This window comes from Streptomyces sp. UF-297 (assembly GCF_058245575.1).
Window position 1 is genome coordinate 120,856 of record NZ_JBSIBZ010000005.1, and the last position, 15,545, is coordinate 136,400.

15 protein-coding genes and 1 pseudogene are annotated in these 15,545 nt (G+C 70.4%); 11 read left to right on the forward strand and 5 right to left on the reverse strand.

Translation table 11 applies throughout. The features are described from left to right. Positions 1–198 precede the first annotated feature (198 nt). Positions 199–444, forward strand: coding sequence for a DUF5133 domain-containing protein (locus AC4IJH_RS05270; RefSeq protein ID WP_490850318.1), 246 nt, complete (start codon positions 199–201; stop codon positions 442–444). 285 nt (positions 445–729) lie between these two features. Here the strand turns inward: AC4IJH_RS05270 and AC4IJH_RS05275 are convergent, their stop codons facing one another. Continuing rightward, positions 730–1,299 carry a TetR/AcrR family transcriptional regulator gene (locus AC4IJH_RS05275; protein WP_490850319.1) on the reverse strand — a complete coding sequence of 190 codons (570 nt, stop codon included), beginning with the start codon at positions 1,297–1,299 and terminating at the stop codon, positions 730–732. Between the two features lie 166 nt (positions 1,300–1,465). Between AC4IJH_RS05275 and AC4IJH_RS05280 the strand changes: the two genes are divergently transcribed. The 3 genes from AC4IJH_RS05280 (at position 1,466) to AC4IJH_RS05290 (ending at position 4,297) form a co-directional block, all read left to right on the forward strand. After that, positions 1,466–2,629, forward strand: coding sequence for an FAD-dependent oxidoreductase (locus tag AC4IJH_RS05280; protein WP_490850320.1), 1,164 nt, complete (start codon positions 1,466–1,468; stop codon positions 2,627–2,629). Positions 2,630–3,118: 489 nt separating this feature from the next. Next, positions 3,119–3,658 carry a pentapeptide repeat-containing protein gene (locus AC4IJH_RS05285; RefSeq protein ID WP_490850321.1) on the forward strand — a complete coding sequence of 180 codons (540 nt, stop codon included), beginning with the start codon at positions 3,119–3,121 and terminating at the stop codon, positions 3,656–3,658. Between the two features lie 252 nt (positions 3,659–3,910). After that, a complete protein-coding gene (locus AC4IJH_RS05290) occupies positions 3,911–4,297 on the forward strand; it encodes an alpha/beta fold hydrolase (protein ID WP_490850322.1) in 387 nt (128 codons plus the stop codon). A 223-nt stretch (positions 4,298–4,520) separates the two neighbouring features. Here the strand turns inward: AC4IJH_RS05290 and AC4IJH_RS05295 are convergent, their stop codons facing one another. Next, positions 4,521–5,777, reverse strand: a complete 1,257-nt coding sequence (locus AC4IJH_RS05295; RefSeq protein WP_490850323.1) for a cytochrome P450 family protein — start codon at positions 5,775–5,777, stop codon at positions 4,521–4,523. Positions 5,778–6,437: 660 nt separating this feature from the next. Between AC4IJH_RS05295 and AC4IJH_RS05300 the strand changes: the two genes are divergently transcribed. Then, on the forward strand, positions 6,438–6,767 hold the full coding sequence (locus AC4IJH_RS05300) for a DUF6191 domain-containing protein (RefSeq protein ID WP_490850324.1): 330 nt from the start codon (positions 6,438–6,440) through the stop codon (positions 6,765–6,767). Between the two features lie 185 nt (positions 6,768–6,952). Then, entirely contained in the window at positions 6,953–7,174 is a 222-nt protein-coding gene (locus tag AC4IJH_RS05305) for a hypothetical protein (RefSeq protein WP_490850325.1), read from the forward strand. A gap of 269 nt (positions 7,175–7,443) precedes the next feature. On the opposite strand, the pseudogene AC4IJH_RS05310 reads toward AC4IJH_RS05305, so the two are convergent. After that, a pseudogene (locus AC4IJH_RS05310) lies at positions 7,444–9,018 on the reverse strand (molybdopterin-dependent oxidoreductase); the annotation flags it as partial. 631 nt (positions 9,019–9,649) lie between these two features. Between AC4IJH_RS05310 and AC4IJH_RS05315 the strand changes: the two are divergent. From AC4IJH_RS05315 to AC4IJH_RS05325, 3 genes are all read left to right on the forward strand, one after another. Then, positions 9,650–10,003, forward strand: a complete 354-nt coding sequence (locus AC4IJH_RS05315; protein WP_490850326.1) for an ANTAR domain-containing protein — start codon at positions 9,650–9,652, stop codon at positions 10,001–10,003. A 120-nt stretch (positions 10,004–10,123) separates the two neighbouring features. Further along, positions 10,124–10,723 (forward strand): chemotaxis protein CheB, encoded by a 600-nt coding sequence (locus AC4IJH_RS05320; protein ID WP_490850327.1) that lies wholly within the window; start codon positions 10,124–10,126, stop codon positions 10,721–10,723. A gap of 103 nt (positions 10,724–10,826) precedes the next feature. Continuing rightward, entirely contained in the window at positions 10,827–11,228 is a 402-nt protein-coding gene (locus tag AC4IJH_RS05325) for a four-helix bundle copper-binding protein (protein ID WP_490850328.1), read from the forward strand. Between the two features lie 226 nt (positions 11,229–11,454). On the opposite strand, the gene AC4IJH_RS05330 is transcribed toward AC4IJH_RS05325, so the two are convergent. Both AC4IJH_RS05330 and AC4IJH_RS05335 read right to left on the reverse strand, forming a co-directional pair. Further along, positions 11,455–12,630: a zinc-dependent alcohol dehydrogenase gene (locus AC4IJH_RS05330; RefSeq protein WP_490850329.1), complete on the reverse strand. Its 1,176-nt coding sequence runs from the start codon at positions 12,628–12,630 to the stop codon at positions 11,455–11,457. Then, complete coding sequence (locus AC4IJH_RS05335; RefSeq protein ID WP_490850330.1) at positions 12,627–13,094, reverse strand: hypothetical protein; 468 nt, start codon at positions 13,092–13,094, stop codon at positions 12,627–12,629. The genes AC4IJH_RS05330 and AC4IJH_RS05335 overlap by 4 nt, the downstream gene beginning before the upstream one ends. Before the next feature lie 324 nt (positions 13,095–13,418). Between AC4IJH_RS05335 and AC4IJH_RS05340 the strand changes: the two genes are divergently transcribed. Together AC4IJH_RS05340 and AC4IJH_RS05345 are read left to right on the forward strand one after the other, a co-directional pair. Next, entirely contained in the window at positions 13,419–14,180 is a 762-nt protein-coding gene (locus AC4IJH_RS05340) for a MerR family transcriptional regulator (protein ID WP_490850331.1), read from the forward strand. 195 nt (positions 14,181–14,375) lie between these two features. Continuing rightward, a complete protein-coding gene (locus tag AC4IJH_RS05345; protein ID WP_490850332.1) occupies positions 14,376–15,506 on the forward strand; it encodes a hypothetical protein in 1,131 nt (376 codons plus the stop codon). Positions 15,507–15,545 lie beyond the last annotated feature (39 nt).

Genomic DNA, 15,545 nt, shown 5'->3' on the forward strand with positions numbered 1-15,545 from the left:
TCCTGCCTGTATGACAGTAAGCTGTCAATGAGGTCCAGGATGGCGCCTCACTCCACGGCGACAGGCCCACCGCCCGTGTGCCCCTTGCGGGTGAACACCCGCCCATGCGCGCGTACCAGGGCAGGAGACATGCCCCGGGCGAGTTCGGGTAGCCGGGGGTCAGAGCGGACATGCACGCGATGTCGAAGGAGCCCGGAGATGTTGATGGCCCACCCCGCCCTCCTGCCCGCACTCATCCAGCAGTACGAGACGCTCCGCGTGCTGCACGCCGACGCCGCCGCCAGCCCCGAGGTGCGCCAGCGCATGGACGACATCGCCTACCAGCTGTGCATCGTCACCGGCACCAACAGCGTGGCCGCCGCCCTCGTGGCTGCCCGCCACCACCTGCCCGGCGCCCGCACCACGGACGACTCGCTCCTGTCCACCCCGGCCCGCCTTCCCTGACTCCCAACTCGGGTTCCGGCCTATGGCCGTTGTCTCGATGCCGCCCCGTATCTCCATGCCGTCCCGGAGTTCGCGGTCGCGACGTTCCGTGCGGTCTGACAACGAAGGTCCGCTCAGTCGATGAGCCCGGCCCGGCCCCGGACATCGCCCTCGGTATCGCGGCTTCCGTCCTTCCGGGGGACCCGCTCGCCCTGGTCGTCTCATGAACGCGTGGCAGGCCGGGCGCTCGTCCTTACGGCACCCGTTGACCCCGTAATGCCACGGGGGTGTGCGGGAGGGGCGACCCTACCCCCAGCCGTGTTCCAGCAGGTCGAACACCTCGTGCAGCGCGCGCTCGCGGTCCTCGCGTTCGCGGACGAGGTTCGCGCCTTCCAGGGCGAAGCGGGCCAGCGCGGCGGACTTGAGGTCGCCCTCCTCCGCGCCCGTCGCTTCGGCGATGGCGGCAGCCAGGGCCGTCTCGTGCCGCAGCCACATGCGGTGCATGTACTCCCGCAACGCGGGCGTCGAGTTCACCATGTGCAGGAAGGCGGTGAAGTCCGGCTCGTCGACGTGGACGGTGGTGCGCGTTCGTACCAGATGGTCGCGCAAGGCGTGGAGGACGGACTGTCCGGGGGCCCGGTCGCGTACGGCGGCGACGAGCGCGGCCTCAAGGCCCTGGTCCTCGTCGAAAACCAGGGCTTCCTTGCTGGGGAAGTGCTTGAACAGTGTCGTTACGGATACATCGGCTGCTTCCGCCACATCTCTGACCCCGACGTTGTCGTAGCCGTGCTCCAGGAACAGCCGTAGTGCGGCGTCCGCCAGGGCCTGGCGCGTCTGGGCCTTCTTGCGTTCGCGGCGCCCCATCGTCTCGGTCATGCGGCCCACTCTATCTCGGCGGTTGACCGGCTACGAAAGTGTAGCCGTTGAACTTATTTATCCGCTGTGCTTTTCTGGGTGGGCCGAGGAAGTCCGCGGACACCGCGGCACTGCCTTTGCCTGCCGTCTTCTCCTCTGTGTTGCTCCTTGAAAGGGGTCACCAGTCATGCCTGCCGTACCAACCTCCAGCGCCACCGAGCCCACACCCCGTATCGCGATCGTCGGGGGCGGCCCCGGCGGCCTCGCGTGCGCCCGCATCCTGCAGCGGCACGGCCGTACGGTCACCGTCTACGAACGCGAGACCTCGGTCCTGGCTCGCTCCCAGGGCGGCACGCTCGACATCCACGCCGACACCGGTCAGCTAGCCCTCCAGGCCGCCGGTCTGCTCGAGCGGTTCAACGTCCTGTCCCGGCCCGAAGGCCAGGAAATCCGCATGCTCGACCGCACCGGCACCGTGGTGCGCCGCCTGCTGCCCGAAGGCGAGCCCGACCGGCCGGAGATCGACCGCGGCCAACTCCGCGACCTCTTCCTGGAATCCCTCGCCCCCGGCACCGTCAGGTGGAACGCCGGCGTCGACGCGGTGACCCCGCTCGACGACGGAACCAGCCGCGTCCACTTCACCGATGGAACCACCGACGACTTCGACCTCGTCATCGGCGCCGACGGCGCCTGGTCACGGGTCCGCCCGGCCGTCTCCGACGCCCGGCCCCTGCACACCGGCGTCATCTTCATCGAGTGCTACTTCGACGACTGCGACCTGCGCCACCCCGAGATCGCGCGCCTCGTCGGCCACGGCACCATGGCGGCGAAGGGCGGCAGCAAGGCCCTGTTCGCCCAGCGCAACAGCAACGGTCACATCCGCCTCTACTGCGCCTTCCGCGCTCCCCAGGACTGGCACACCGACCTGGACTTCACCGATACCGAAGCGATCCGCGCCCATCTGCTGAACACCTACGACGGCTGGGACGAGAGCCTGCGCTCCCTCCTCCGCGACAACGACGGCGAATTCATCCACCGGCCCCTGTACGCCCTGCCGGCCCCGCACACCTGGGACCACGTCCCCGGCGTCACCCTGCTCGGCGACGCCGCCCACTTGATGCCTCCCATCGGCGTCGGCGCCAACCTCGCCCTGCTCGACGGTGCCGACCTCGCACAGGCCATCATCGCCCAACCGACCATCGACGACGCCGTACGCGCCTACGAAACCGTCATGCTCCCCCGCTCCGCCGGATACGCCAAAACCTGCGCCGAGGCACTGGAACACCTCGTCGCCCTGGACGATTCACTGGAGGCGCAGTTCCCTGAAATGCAAGGCATGCGCACTGCCTGATGGCGCGTCATACGCCAGGTCGTGCGCGGCTCTGATGCAGCCAGGTCGTGCGCGGCCACGCGTGTTGTGCTGCGGCGTCATGCGGGGGTGCTGAGGAGGAAAGGCCGCGTGCGGGGTGTGCCCTCGCCGGTGTCTGTGGGGCTGCTCCCGGCGTGTCTCTGTCCGTCCGGGCTGAGTCCTACCTGTGGAGCGTGGCTGCAAGGGGTCAACGCCTCATCCCAGTAGATGCTTTGGGGTGTGGAAGGTGGCGCACGTTCGGATCGGGGGGCAGGTAGGGGCGCCTCATCGACAGTGGATCGTTTGCCAGGTGTATGAGCTTTCGGGGTGACTCTGAGCCGGCGATCCATCCGGCTTTCGGAGCCGTTCTTCGGCTCGCGCTGATTGGGCAAACGTGGGCGGGCGGCGTCAGCATGAGGGCGTCCCCTCATTGCGCGGTCCTGTCAGGGCCGTGGCGAGGGCTGCCCGTTCGTCCTCCCGGAAGAAATGCCCATGCGAGCCCGCGCGCCCCGAGACCTGGCCGCACTGCCGTACGCGCACCGGCTTGAGCGCTGCATCGGCGAGATCGAGGGGGAGGGCGCCTACGAATGGCTCCATTTCGACGGCTCCGCCTTCGAGGACGCGCAGGGCAGCAGTTCCCACTTCAGCGAGTCGGCCTTCTCCTCGGCAATCTTCGAGCGCGGCCGCTATCGGCGCGCCCGCTTCGACGGCGTGTGGCTGCACACGGTTCGCGTGGTCGGCACCAACCTCGCGGAGATCGCCTGGCTGGACAGCGAGTGCACCGCCAGCGTTTTCGCCGGCACGGAGATCCACGGATCCGAGATGCGCCGCGCCGTCTTCCCTGGCTCGGCCCTGGACCGGGTGCGTTTCGACAAGGCCACCTTGTCCAGGGTCGACCTGCGCGAGGTCACCGCCCTGGGCATCGCCTCCGGACCGGAGGGCCTGACAGGCGCGACGATCGGCACGACTCAGCTGTTCGACCTGGCTCCTGCCCTGGCCCGACACATCGGCCTCACCGTGAAGGACGACTGACAGCACCGTCGAAGTTCTCTTCGGTATGGGCATCCATGGCCGAGTGAGTGCCGTGAGTACCGTCCAGCGGACCAGCCCGTAACAGCCGGTCATCTGGGCTGAGTTGGCGCCGCACTGTGCTGCGTACCGATCGCGGCGGCGGTGTCATGGGTCTGGGGGCAGTGGGGCGGCGTGTTGCACTGGCAGGGGAGTTGAGAGTTCGGGCGGGATCCGGCCGGTTTCTCGACGACGTGCGAGGAAGGGGCGGTGTGGATGGGGCGCGTGGTGTTCAGGGACGGTACGTCGATCGCGTACGAATGTGAAGGCAGCGGGCCGGGCGTCATCCTGGTGGGCGGAGGGCTCGACGACGGTTCGGAGAACGTGCCGCTTGCCCGGGAACTGGCGGGTGGCTTCACTGTGTTCAACTATGCCCGGCGCGGCCGTGGTCACAGTGGGGACACCCTGCCGTACGCCGTGGAGCGCGAGATCGAGGACCTTGCCGCGCTGATCGCGGCAGCCGGTGGCTCGGCGCATGTGTACGGCGTTTCGTCGGGTGGGATGTTCGCGCTGGAGGCCGCGGCGGCCGGGCTCGCGATCGACAGACTCGCGGTGTACGACGTGCCCTACGACACGGCTCGCGACGCGCCATTGCGTACGTGAGGGCATTGCAGGGCGGCGACGTTCCGGCGCACCTGGTGGCGATTGCCACCAAGGAACTGGTGGAGCCGTTCGACTCAGTGCTCGCGGTGCGGACCATTCGTGGGGCGGGGCACCGCCGGTCGCCCTGACCGCGTGCGCGACTTCGAGGCCGCTGCACTGTCGCAGGGGGCGACCGACGGCTATGCGTACGCCGGAGTGCCTGCGTCGGTCTCTTGCCTGTCCGTCAAGTTGTGGTGCCGGGCGGTGTTGCGGGGCGGGCGGGGCGGAGGATGACCGGCAGTTCGCGGTGCCCGTTGGAGATGAAGGATTCTGTGGGCCGCAGATCCGATGCGGGGATGGCGAGGGTGAGGTGGGGGAAGCGCTCGAAGAGGCGGCGCAGCGCGATTTCGGCTTCCATGCGTCCCAGGGCGGCGCCGAGGCAGACGTGAACGCCGTGGCCGAAGGCGAGGTGGCTCTTGACGGCCCGCTGGATGTCGAAGGTGTCGGCGGTGGGGCCGTGCAGGCCGGGGTGGCGTCCGGCGGCCGCGTAGGAGGCGAGGATCGCCTCGCCCTGACGGATGACGACCCCGTCGGGCAGCGCGATGTCCTGGATCGCGAAGCGCATCGGCAGATGGGCGACGGGCGCTTCGTAGCGCAGTGACTCCTCGACGACTTCCGCCCAGGGGACCGTTCCGTCCTGGACCTGGGCGAGCTGTTCGGGGTGGGTGAGCAGGGCGGCGATGCCCTGGTCCAGGAGGTTGACGGTGGTTTCGTAGCCTGCGCTGATCATGAGCAGGAGCGTGTCCAGGAGCTCTTGCTCGCTGAGGGTGGAGCCGTCCTCCTCATCACGGGTCGCGATGAGGACGGAGGTCATGTCGTCGCCGGGCGCGGCGCGCTTGGCGGCCACCAGGTCGGACAGCATCCCGTACAGGACGCGGTTGTTGGCTTCGGCCGCGGCGGGGGTGAGGGTGGTGTCGAAGACGCCGTCCACGGTGCGGCGGAAGTCGGGCCGGGCGTGCTCGGGGAGTCCCATGAGGTCGCTGATCACCCGGATCGGCAGGGGGTAGGCGAAACGATCGCGCAGATCTGCCGCTTGGCCGTCGGGAGTCGAGGCCAGGTCGTCGAGCAGGTCGTCGGCTATCTGCTCGATGCGCGGTGCCAGCGCGCCGATGCGGCGCGCGGTGAACGCCGGACTGATCAGGCGGCGCAGCCGGCGGTGATCGTCGCCGAACGCGGTGAACATGTTGTCCACGGCCACCCACAGGGCCAGCGGCCACTTCCCGATGATGTTGTCGGGGAACTCTGGCCAGTGCTGCCGGGGGTCCTTGGAGACGCGAGGGTCGGTGAGCAGCCGCTTGAGCAGACCGGGTTCGGTCACCGCCCACGCCGTGACCCCCAGGACGTCGACCCGGGTGGCCGGCCCGCGGGCCCGCAGCGCGGCGTCCTCGCCGTGACGGTCGCGGCCGGTGGGATCGAGGGCGAGGATCGGGTGCTGGTCCATGGAGCGCTCCTTAAGACAGGGGCGTGGCGTGGTGGCGACGGCGGGCAGAACGGGCAGGTCCGAGCGGTCGGCCAACTCGTCCATCGGGCGCGCGGCAAGGCGGAGGTCGGCTTCGGGTGTGGCGCACAGTACCGGTAAGAAGTTCCCGTCGGCTGCGGTGACGAGAGGTTATCGGCCGTCGTGTTCGGTCGGACGTCGGCGTACGTTGGGCAGTTGAGTGTCGGCGCACACCGGGGATGTGCGCATCGCGGCCACGTAACGGGCCCGGCTCGTCGGCCAGTTCAGTACGCAATACGTCGACCGTCTGGAATGCGCGGTTGCTCGGTCCCTTCAGGGACAGGGACGCAGGCGTCTACGGCTGCCCCGCCGCCGAGAGCACCTTCCTTCCCGCCGCACTGCCAAGACATGCGCCCGGCTACCGCGGCCGTTCGGGATACGGCCCGAACCCGCAGGTCACCTGATACGGCTCGATGAACTCCCATTCCACCTAGGTCGGTTGCGACCCGCGTCCTGCAGGACGATCTACCGGATCGTCCTGCGCCATCGATACTGAGCGGCGAAGGCGCAGGCCGCAGCGACGCCCACGTGTCGGTCGGGCGGGCATCCGGCACAGGGGCCAGCGTCGGGAACGGTGGAAGCCTGGGTGGACGTTGGCCTGGCATGGCTCTGATCATCTTGCTGCTCATATCCCTGCTCATGGCGTCCGTGATCGTCGTGCCGCTACTGCTGTCCGGCGCCCGGCGCCTGGTGCTGCGCACCGGTCGCCCCGTGTGGCTGCGGCGATTTGTGGCCCGAACGGTGACGGGCGGCGGAAACGGTGCCGGGGCGGCTATGGCTGAGCTGACCGCTGCCCTGAACCCGAACAAGCGGGTGGAGATGGAACAGCGCCGAACGGACCAGTTGGTGCGTCATGACAACGAGGCCGGTGCGCCACCGCGCGCCACTGAGGTGGACCTGGCGGCGGGACGGGCGGTCATCAGGCGCCGCTGAGGCCCCCGGGGAGCAGGTCCTCAAGACGCCATCAGTGGTCCGGGGGGGGCGGCTCTGAGAAACCAGGTTCCGGAGGCGGCTATCCCGCGGGGCGGCGCGCCGCTATAAGGGCTGATAGGGCTGATGCTTGATGCGCGCCCTAAAACGCGTTGCCGGGATGTGGTGCACCGGGCACAGTCGGCGTCATGTCAGAGCCCAGCGGATTCAGCTATCACCAGCGCGCCGACCGTACCGTCGTGATTCTCCATCGTGGCCGCGCGGCCGGCACCCTTCGTGGTGGACGGGCGGCCCGATTCCTTGCCGAATGCGCGGCGGGCGAACCTCAGCTGGTCATGGCCCGCTGGACGGGGAACTACCGGCGCGGCAACGAGCGCACCGCGGCCCAGCATCCGCGCAACCGCCGCTGACTTCGTACGGGAGGCCTGCCTCGCCGTCGCCGGTGTCCCGGGCTCCTGTCCCCGCGGCGACAGGTTCTGGCGCAGCCGAGGTCGCTGACGACTCGCCCTCACGATCTGTCCTCGCGGTGGGTGTGGCCCGTACGGCGGAGGGGATCGCTGTGAGGGTGGGCGCCCCCGGTGCTGGTGTTTGGTGTGGGAGTGGCGGTGTCGTCTAGGTGCGGGCAGGGAGCCGGGAAGTGGCGAGGCGGGTGGGGACCGCCAGCCAGGCTGCGAGGGGGTGCCGCCCGCACCGCCGCCCCCGATGGCACGGAGGTGACCGTCTCCTGCCACGCCGGAGTGCACGGCACGGACGCGTCCTCGTACGAAGCGGGCCACTGCCCCTCCAGACCGGGCCGCCCCACCCCGTACTGGGCCAGCATCAGATCGAAGACCGTCGTCACCAGCCGTCCGCCCAGACGCACGGCGGGCACCGCCCGCTCCACCACGGCCTGCTCCTGGTCGAAGCGGGGCAGCGCCGCCCGCGCCGTGGCCGCGCCCGGCCGCCCGTACAGGCTCAGCAGCGGATCGATCTCACCCAGATCGAGGTTCCAGCGGCCCTCGCCCGCCTTGCCCCAGCGGTCGCCCAGCGTGCCGTGGGGCACCACCGCCTCGTCCGTGGTCGCGTCCCGCAGCAGCGGCATCCAGCGGCGTGCCTCCGCCGGGGGGCCCTGGGCCAGACCCAGATCCCTGGCCGTGAGGAACGCTCCGGGCACATGGGCGCCCTCGCTCCGTTCCTCCAGTGCGATGAGGAACGGCAGATCGGTGAACTGCTTGACGTACTCGGTGAAGTACGGCACCTGCCGCTCCACGAAGCACTCGCGCAGGATCACATGGCCCATGGCCATGGCCAGCGCCCCGTCGGTGCCCGGGTGCGGGTGCAGCCACTCGTCGGCGAACTTCGTGGCGTCCGCGTAGTCCGGGGAGACCACGACGACCTTCTGCCCCCGGTAGCGGGCCTCGGTCATCCAGTGCGCGTCCGGGGTGCGGGTGACGGGGACGTTGGAGCCCCACAGCATCAGATACGCCGCGTCCCACCAGTCGCCGGACTCCGGCACGTCCGTCTGGTCGCCGAAGACCTGCGGCGAGGCGATCGGCAGATCCGCGTACCAGTCGTAGAAGGAGAGCATCGGAGCGCCGATCAGCGCCATGAAGCGGGCGCCGACCGCGTGCGAGGCCATCGACATCGCCGGGATCGGCGAGAATCCCGCGATCCGGTCCGGGCCGTGCTCGGCGAGTGTGTGCACATGGGCAGCCGCCGCGATCTCCAGGGCCTCGTCCCAGCCGATGCGCACCAGGCCGCCCTTGCCGCGCTCCGACTGGTAGCGGCGCCGCCGTTCGGGATCGCCGGTGAGCTCCGCCCAGGCCGCCACCGGATCTCCCAGCCGCCGCTTCGCGTCCCGGAACATCTCCACCAGCACCCCGCGCGCCATCGGGTAGCGCACCCGGGTGGGGGAGTACGGGTACCAGGAGAACGACGCCCCGCGCGGACAGCCCCGCGGCTCGTAATCCGGCCTGTCGGGCCCCGTGGAGGGGTAGTCCGTCGCCTGCGTCTCCCATGTGATCAGGCCATCTTTGACGTACACCTGCCACGAGCACGACCCGGTGCAGTTGACCCCGTGCGTCGAGCGCACCACCTTGTCGTGGGCCCAACGCTCCCGGTACGGCTGGTCGTTGACCGTCTGATCGGGCCGGAAGACGGCCCGGCCGTCCGGCGTCTCCGGCGCCTGCCGCAGCAGTCTTCCTGCCTGCAGCGGCCGCTCGGCCGCCGCGTCCGCTGCCCGTTCCGCCGTGTGCCTCGCCTTGAAGTGCCGCACGCCCGCGTCCCTTTCCGGAAATGGGCAGGGGCGGTCCTCGTGCACCGGGCCGTCCTGCCGTGACCGCGTCCGCGCGCTAGCTTCCTCCCGCGACTGGTTGTGAACGGAACCTCCTTTTCGCCAGTTGGCTGTATCGGGAAGTTGTTTTTCTTGCCCTTTGCGATAGTTGCATCGTCGCCACCTTGATTTCGACAAGATGTTCGCTGCACGGCAATGGGATCGAAGGGCGCCCTCTCTCGGAGCCGGAGATCTGCACCACCCGGCTCCTCGGCGCATCGCGCCGTCGGCGCACCGCGCGTGAGAGCGGGGGCGCTCGGCGCGCATATCCGACACCGCGTACGTCGATCGTCCCGGCGGGCGGCGTGTACGGGGTCCAGCAGTGCGGGCCGAACGCTCGCCGGATCTCCTCGATGCTGCCGATGTCGCGTACGCCAGGAGACCCAACCGGTCCACGCGCACCTGCTCGACGCGTGCCAGGACCCCGCGCTGCCCCCGCCGGCCGGTGCGGCCGTGGCCTCGATGTCCAGTTCGTGAACAACTCCCGTCTAGCCAGCCGGGTTCAGCGGGTGTTGCATGGCATTGGTCGGGCAAAACTCTGGGGCCACATTCCCCAGGAGTACGGAGGTTCGTCGTGACGTCGGCCGCGCCCCACGGCAGGACCGAAGGTGCGAGCACCGCCGAACAGGTCCTGGCACTCAAGGAAGAAGTCGTGCAGCTCAAGGAGGCGATGACCTCCCGCGCGACGGTCGATCAGGCGATTGGCATCGTGGTCTTTCTGGGCCAGCTGACCCCGGCCGAAGCGTGGGACGTGCTGCGCGAGACCTCCATGCGTACGAACACCAAGCTCCGCCTCGTGGCCGAACAGCTCGTGGCATGGGGGCGCACCGGCCGGCTGGCGCCCGTTCTGCGCAACGAACTGGACCGCCAGCTGACCCTGCGCCGCCAGGAACGCGCCGCGGCCGCCGTCGGGAAACCGGGGCACTGACCCAACTCTGCTGTGCGGTACGGGCGGAGAACCAGGCCGGGCGGAGAACCCAGGCCGGAAGGAGTACCAGGCCGGAAGGGGTACCAGGCTGGAAGGAGTACCAGGCCGGGAGGATCCCACATGCCCACCTGCTCTCCGGGCGAAGCCCACGACCGCTACGCCGCCGTGCTGATCGCCTCCTCCGCCGGAGGTGTCCAGAGCCTCGGAACACTCCTGGGTGGGCTGGCTGCCGGCCTGCCGGTGCCCGTACTGGTGGCCCAGCACCTCCGCCGCTCCCGCGAGACGCGGATCGTCGCCGTTCTGACCCGCTCCACCGCACTTGCCGTCAAACTGGCCCAAGACGGAGAGCGTCCGGCGGCAGGGACTGTCTATATCGCGCCGCCCGACCGGCACTTGTGCGTGCGGACGGCCGGAGTCCTCGAACTGACCCATGAGGACCGGGTCAACTTCGCACGCCCGGCCGCCGACCCGCTCTTCGAGTCGGCCGCGCAGGCATACGGGTCACAGATCATCGCCTGTGTGCTCACCGGAGCCGACAGCGACGGTGCCCGGGGTGTGGCAGCGGTCAAGGCGCGCGGTGGCACCGTAGTGGTGCAGGACCCCGCCACCGCCGCATTCCAGGGCATGCCCAAAGCCGCAGTCGAGACGGGCCAGGTGGACTACGTCCTCCCCCTCGGCGACATCGCACCGGCCATCAGCCGACTCCTTCACGCACGCTGACGGGATGCCCGGCCTCCGCTCAGGCCATCAGGCCCGTCCCTTGAGCCGCATACCGCACGGCCGTACGGGTACTCGGGCGCCCCGGCTCATGGAGGAGGAAGTCATGCCAGTTCGCGAAATGATCGACGCCTATCCGGCACAGATCAATCTCGACCGGGCATCGATCGCCGACGCCGTGCAAGCGCTGGTCGAATGCGCCCAGACCTGCACCGCGTGTGCCGACGCTTGTCTGTCCGAGGAGCGGGTCCCGGAACTGACCAAGTGCATCCGCACCGATCTCGACTGCGCCGACATCTGCGAGGCCACCGGCCGCGTACTGTCCCGGCACACCGGCTACGACGCCAACATCACCCGCGCCCAGCTGCAGGCCTGCGTACAGGCGTGCAACACCTGCGCGGACGAGTGCGAGCACCACGCCAAGGCGCATGAGCACTGCAATCTCTGCGCCCGGACCTGCCGTTCCTGCGCGCAGGCCTGCCAGGCTCTCTTGGACGCGATCGGCTGAACGCGATCGGCTGAACGCGATCGGCTGAACGCGATCGGCTGAAGCTGAAACAGCGCGGGCGCCCCGCCCCGCCCTGTCCGTCCGTAGAAGCCGTGCGCGAAAGGCCGGAACAGGCAGGACAGGGTCATGAACAGGCAGGCCATGAACAAGGCAGGACAGGGCCATTCGGTACGCGGGCGCACGCGGCCGAGTGCCGGGCCCGCACGCGGGCCCGGCCGTGGCGCGATCAGCCGTGGGGCAGGAAGACGGCCCGTACGCAGCCGTCGTCCTTCTTCTCGAACAGCCGGTAGCCCTCCGGTGCCTCCGCGAGGGGCATGGGGTGAGTGGAGAGGTGGGCGGTCTTGATCTCGTCGGCCGCCATACGCTCCAGGAGCATGGGGATGTAGCGCTGGCCGTGCTGCTGCCCCATCCGCAGCGTCAGCCCTTTGTTCATCGCCGCACCGAGCGGGAATTTGTCGATCAGCCCGCCGAAGACGCCGAGGATGGAGACGGTGCCGCCCTTGCGGCAGGCGTGGATCGCCTCGCGCAGCGCCACCGAGCGGTCCGTCTGCAGCCGCAGCGCCTGCTTGGCCCGGTCGTAGGCGTACTGCGGGCCCTTCCCGTGAGCCTCCATCCCCACCGCTTCGATGCACACGTCCGGGCCGCGGCCGCCGGTGAGCTCCCGCAGCGCGCTCCCGATCCCGGTGTCCTCGTAGTTGAGCGGCGTCGCGCCGCAGTGGCGTTCCGCCTGGTCCAGGCGTTCGGGAACACGGTCGATGACGATGACGCGTTCGGCGCCGAGCAGCACCGAGGCGCGCGCGGCCATCTGGCCCACGCCGCCCGCGCCCCACACGGCCACCACATCGCCCTCGTGGACGCCGCCCCGGTCGGCTCCCATCCAGCCGGTGGGCACCGCGTCCGAGGCGAACACCGCCTCTTGGTCGGAGAGCTTGCTGGGTACGGCGAAGGCGCCGCGGTCGGCGAACGGGACCCGGACGTACTCGGCGTGGCTGCCCGCGAAGCCGCCCATCGCGTGCGAGTAGCCCAGGATTCCGGCGGTCGGCCGGCCATAGGCGATCTCGGTGAACGCGGGGTGCGGGTTGGAGTTCTCACACAGCGACCACATGCCCTGCTCGCACTGCCAGCAGCGCCCGCAGCCGAGGATCGGGCAGACCACCACGCGGTCGCCCGTCCGGTGCCGGCGCACGCCCGGTCCTGTCTCGACGATCTCGCCGACGCATTCGTGCCCGATGATGTCCCCGGCGCGCATCGCGGGCACATATCCGTTGATCAGGTGCAGGTCCGAGCCGCACACCGAACTCGCGGTGACCTTCACGACCGCGTCCTGGTCATTGACGATCTTCGGGTCCGGCACCGTCTCCACCGCGAGTTTGCCCACTCCGGTCCAGCACAGCGCCTTCACAGCAGTCCCTCCTTCGCCGCACGCCGACCGGCCAGGCCGAGCGCACGACCGCCCAGCCTGCGGCGTCCGTGCGGCTGCCCTTCGGTGGACAACACCTCGTCGGTCTCGATGAGTTGCTTGAACTCGCGCAGCACCGTACGGATGCGCTGATCCGTCGAGGAGCCCTTAACGCTCCGGACCGTCTCTGCCGCGCCGCCCGGACCCTTGCGCCGGGCGGCGATCTCCGTACCGCGCCCGCCCGGAGCGTCGGCACAGCGGATCTCCACGTCGTCACCGAGACCGTCGAGCGGTGGCGGCAGCTTGCCGTCGGGCAGCAGCTCGGTGCGCGGCCGGCCGACCGTGACCACATGCCAACGGCCCTGCTCCGCAGCCGGTGAGCCGCTCCTCTTGGCCCGTACGGCGGCGACAGCGCCGCCTATCGCGGCCGCGGCGGCCAGCACTCGTGCTGAGTTCTTGACGCGCATGGTGGGTCACCCCTTTCCGTGGCCTGACCGCGAGTGCCCCACGCGGCCCGACGAAAACGCCATCGAAGCGTCGGCGAGCGCGCACCCCCAACGCGCGGATGAATCGCAGCAGTTGCCTGTGCCGGGTGACGCCCCGGCTGTCGCCCAGTGCCACGAGACGGCCGGCGAAGAGGTACGCGGACGCTCCGTACGGTGTCCGGGGCGCTCCCCCGTAGGGAGGGGAAGCTGACCGCTGGGCTTGAGGCTGCCGCAGCGGCCGCTTCTGCCGTCCTGACCAGGGCCGGTACAGACCGGCCCGGTGATGCACTCGTGAGGGAGACGGCGATGGCCTGGCCGATCGCGGGGGTTGCCCGGATGTCGGGTGTGACGGCCCGGACGCTGCGGCACTACGACGATATCGGCCTGCTGCCGCCGGCGCGGATCGGTATCAACGGCCACCGCTATTACGAGGAGCGGCAGTTGCTGCGGCTGCAGCAGATCCTCGTACTGCGGGCGCTGGGCCTGGGACTGCCCGACATCGGCCGGATCCTGGCCGCGCAGGCCGACGAGCTGGAGGCCCTGCGCGGCCACCACCGCCGGCTGCTCGCCGAGCGCGACCGGCTGGACACCCTGGCCGCCACCGTCTTTCGCACGATCACCGAACTGGAACGGTCCAGGAAGGAGGGCATGCCCATGACCAGCACCAACCGACCGGGGAACCTCTTCGAGGGCGCCCGGTCCGCCCCGTACGAGGAGAGCCTGCGCGACTTCCCGGAGCTCGCCGGGGACATCCGGCGACGCACGGCGACGATGAGCCGGGCCGAGATCGCGGCCGGGCAGCGCGAGCGCACCGCGCAGATCATCCGGCTGGCCGAACTGCCGGCCGCCGGGACGCCGGCCGATGCCGATTCCGTACGGGCCGAGGTGGATTCCCAGTACCGCAAGCCGGCCGCGATACACGCGGTCTCCGCCGAGGAGTACCGGGCGATCGGGCGTTCCTGCGTGACCGATGAGCAGTGGCACGCGGCATACGAATCGATCGCGCCGGGCCTGGCCGCGTACCAGCGCGACGCCATCGAGGCGTACGCCACCGCCCGGCTGAGCTGAATCGGGCGGGCCGCCGCCGCGGACCTGCGCTCGCGGCGGCGGCCCGTGCCAGGCCGGGGGAATCGCAGAATCCCCGAGGTTCGCGCGGGCCGCCTCCCCGCCCAAGGCCTGCCGGGATTTGTCATGTGCGTGGCTAGACCTCCGGGCATCGTCGGCCCAGGGTGGTCTCTCCTACCCGCGCGGAGGGAGCCGGCAGTGAGACGAAGACGATTCGTGGCAGGGGGCATCGGCGCGCTTTCGGGTATCGCGCTCGGTTCGGTCGCGGCCCGGGCCGATGGGCTGTCGTCCCGTACGCAAGGCTGGCAGGCCGTACCGGCGCCCGGCAGCACCCCGGCGGCGCAGCTGCGCCGGATCGCCGCTGCCGGGCCCCAACTGGCCTGGGCCGTCGGCGAGGAGGGCCTCTCCGGGCCGACGCGGGGACGGGCGCTGGCCATGCGCTGGAACGGCCGTGCCTGGTCGAAGACCGACCTGTCGCATCTGAACTACGCCGGTCGGCTGAGCGATGTCGCCGGTGTCTGCGCCACCGCGGCGTGGAGTGTGGGGCTGCCCGCCGGGAACGCCAGCCCACTGCTGCGCTGGGACGGGGCCACCTGGCGCGAGGCCGCCTTTCCCGGCAGGGGCGAACCGGGCGTCAGGCTGGAGTCGGTGGCGGTGGGACCCGACCGGCGGGTGTGGATCTGCGGCACCCGAGGCGGCGCCGTCCGTTTGCTGCACGGGGACGGGCGCACCTGGCGATGGCTGGACCCGCTGCCCGTCACGAGCGCGAACCTGTACCGGGTCGTGGCGCGCTCGCCTGGCGAGGTCTGGGTGAGCGGCGACCAGTCCAGCGGCGGCGGGTGGTCCGGACTCGTGGCCCGCTGGAACGGGGCGTGGACGGTCCTGCCCCCGATCGCGGGCCTACGCCTGGGCATCAGCGATCTGCACGCGGCCGCCGCGGACGACGTCTGGGCGGTGGGCACCGAGGCCGGAGCCGGCGGACCGCCGGGACGCCCCGGCAACCCTGCCCTGGCCCACTGGGACGGTACGGCCTGGACGCGCCTCCAACCGGGCTTCACCATCGGGGCGTTGAGCGGAATCGCGGGCGACGCGCAGGGTCGCGCCGCCTGGATCTCCGGCTGGAACTACCAGGACCAGAGCCGCAGCACGTACCTGCGCCGGGACGGCAGCGCGTGGACCGTCGTACGCGGCCCGGCCGGTACGGCCCCGGCCCCGTACCTGAATGACGTGACACCCATTCCCGGCACCGCCGGATTCTGGTCGGCGGGCATGACGAGTCCCACTGCGGCGCCTCCGACCGAGGCTTACACGGAACGCCTGGCGGCCTGACGCGATTCGGGTCCGGATACAGGAGGGGCACTCTCGACC

What these genes read in the sequence shown, in the direction of transcription:
- AC4IJH_RS05285 (WP_490850321.1), top strand. Translation starts at nt 3,119, where the DNA reads ATGCGAGCCCGCGCGCCCCGAGACCTGGCCGCACTGCCGTACGCGCAC.
- AC4IJH_RS05275 (WP_490850319.1), bottom strand. Translation starts at nt 1,299, where the DNA reads ATGACCGAGACGATGGGGCGCCGCGAACGCAAGAAGGCCCAGACGCGC.
- AC4IJH_RS05335 (WP_490850330.1), bottom strand. Translation starts at nt 13,094, where the DNA reads ATGCGCGTCAAGAACTCAGCACGAGTGCTGGCCGCCGCGGCCGCGATA.
- AC4IJH_RS05340 (WP_490850331.1), top strand. Translation starts at nt 13,419, where the DNA reads ATGGCCTGGCCGATCGCGGGGGTTGCCCGGATGTCGGGTGTGACGGCC.
- AC4IJH_RS05320 (WP_490850327.1), top strand. Translation starts at nt 10,124, where the DNA reads ATGCCCACCTGCTCTCCGGGCGAAGCCCACGACCGCTACGCCGCCGTG.
- AC4IJH_RS05300 (WP_490850324.1), top strand. Translation starts at nt 6,438, where the DNA reads ATGGCTCTGATCATCTTGCTGCTCATATCCCTGCTCATGGCGTCCGTG.
- AC4IJH_RS05280 (WP_490850320.1), top strand. Translation starts at nt 1,466, where the DNA reads ATGCCTGCCGTACCAACCTCCAGCGCCACCGAGCCCACACCCCGTATC.
- AC4IJH_RS05290 (WP_490850322.1), top strand. Translation starts at nt 3,911, where the DNA reads ATGGGGCGCGTGGTGTTCAGGGACGGTACGTCGATCGCGTACGAATGT.
- AC4IJH_RS05325 (WP_490850328.1), top strand. Translation starts at nt 10,827, where the DNA reads ATGCCAGTTCGCGAAATGATCGACGCCTATCCGGCACAGATCAATCTC.
- AC4IJH_RS05295 (WP_490850323.1), bottom strand. Translation starts at nt 5,777, where the DNA reads ATGGACCAGCACCCGATCCTCGCCCTCGATCCCACCGGCCGCGACCGT.
- AC4IJH_RS05270 (WP_490850318.1), top strand. Translation starts at nt 199, where the DNA reads ATGTTGATGGCCCACCCCGCCCTCCTGCCCGCACTCATCCAGCAGTAC.
- AC4IJH_RS05305 (WP_490850325.1), top strand. Translation starts at nt 6,953, where the DNA reads ATGTCAGAGCCCAGCGGATTCAGCTATCACCAGCGCGCCGACCGTACC.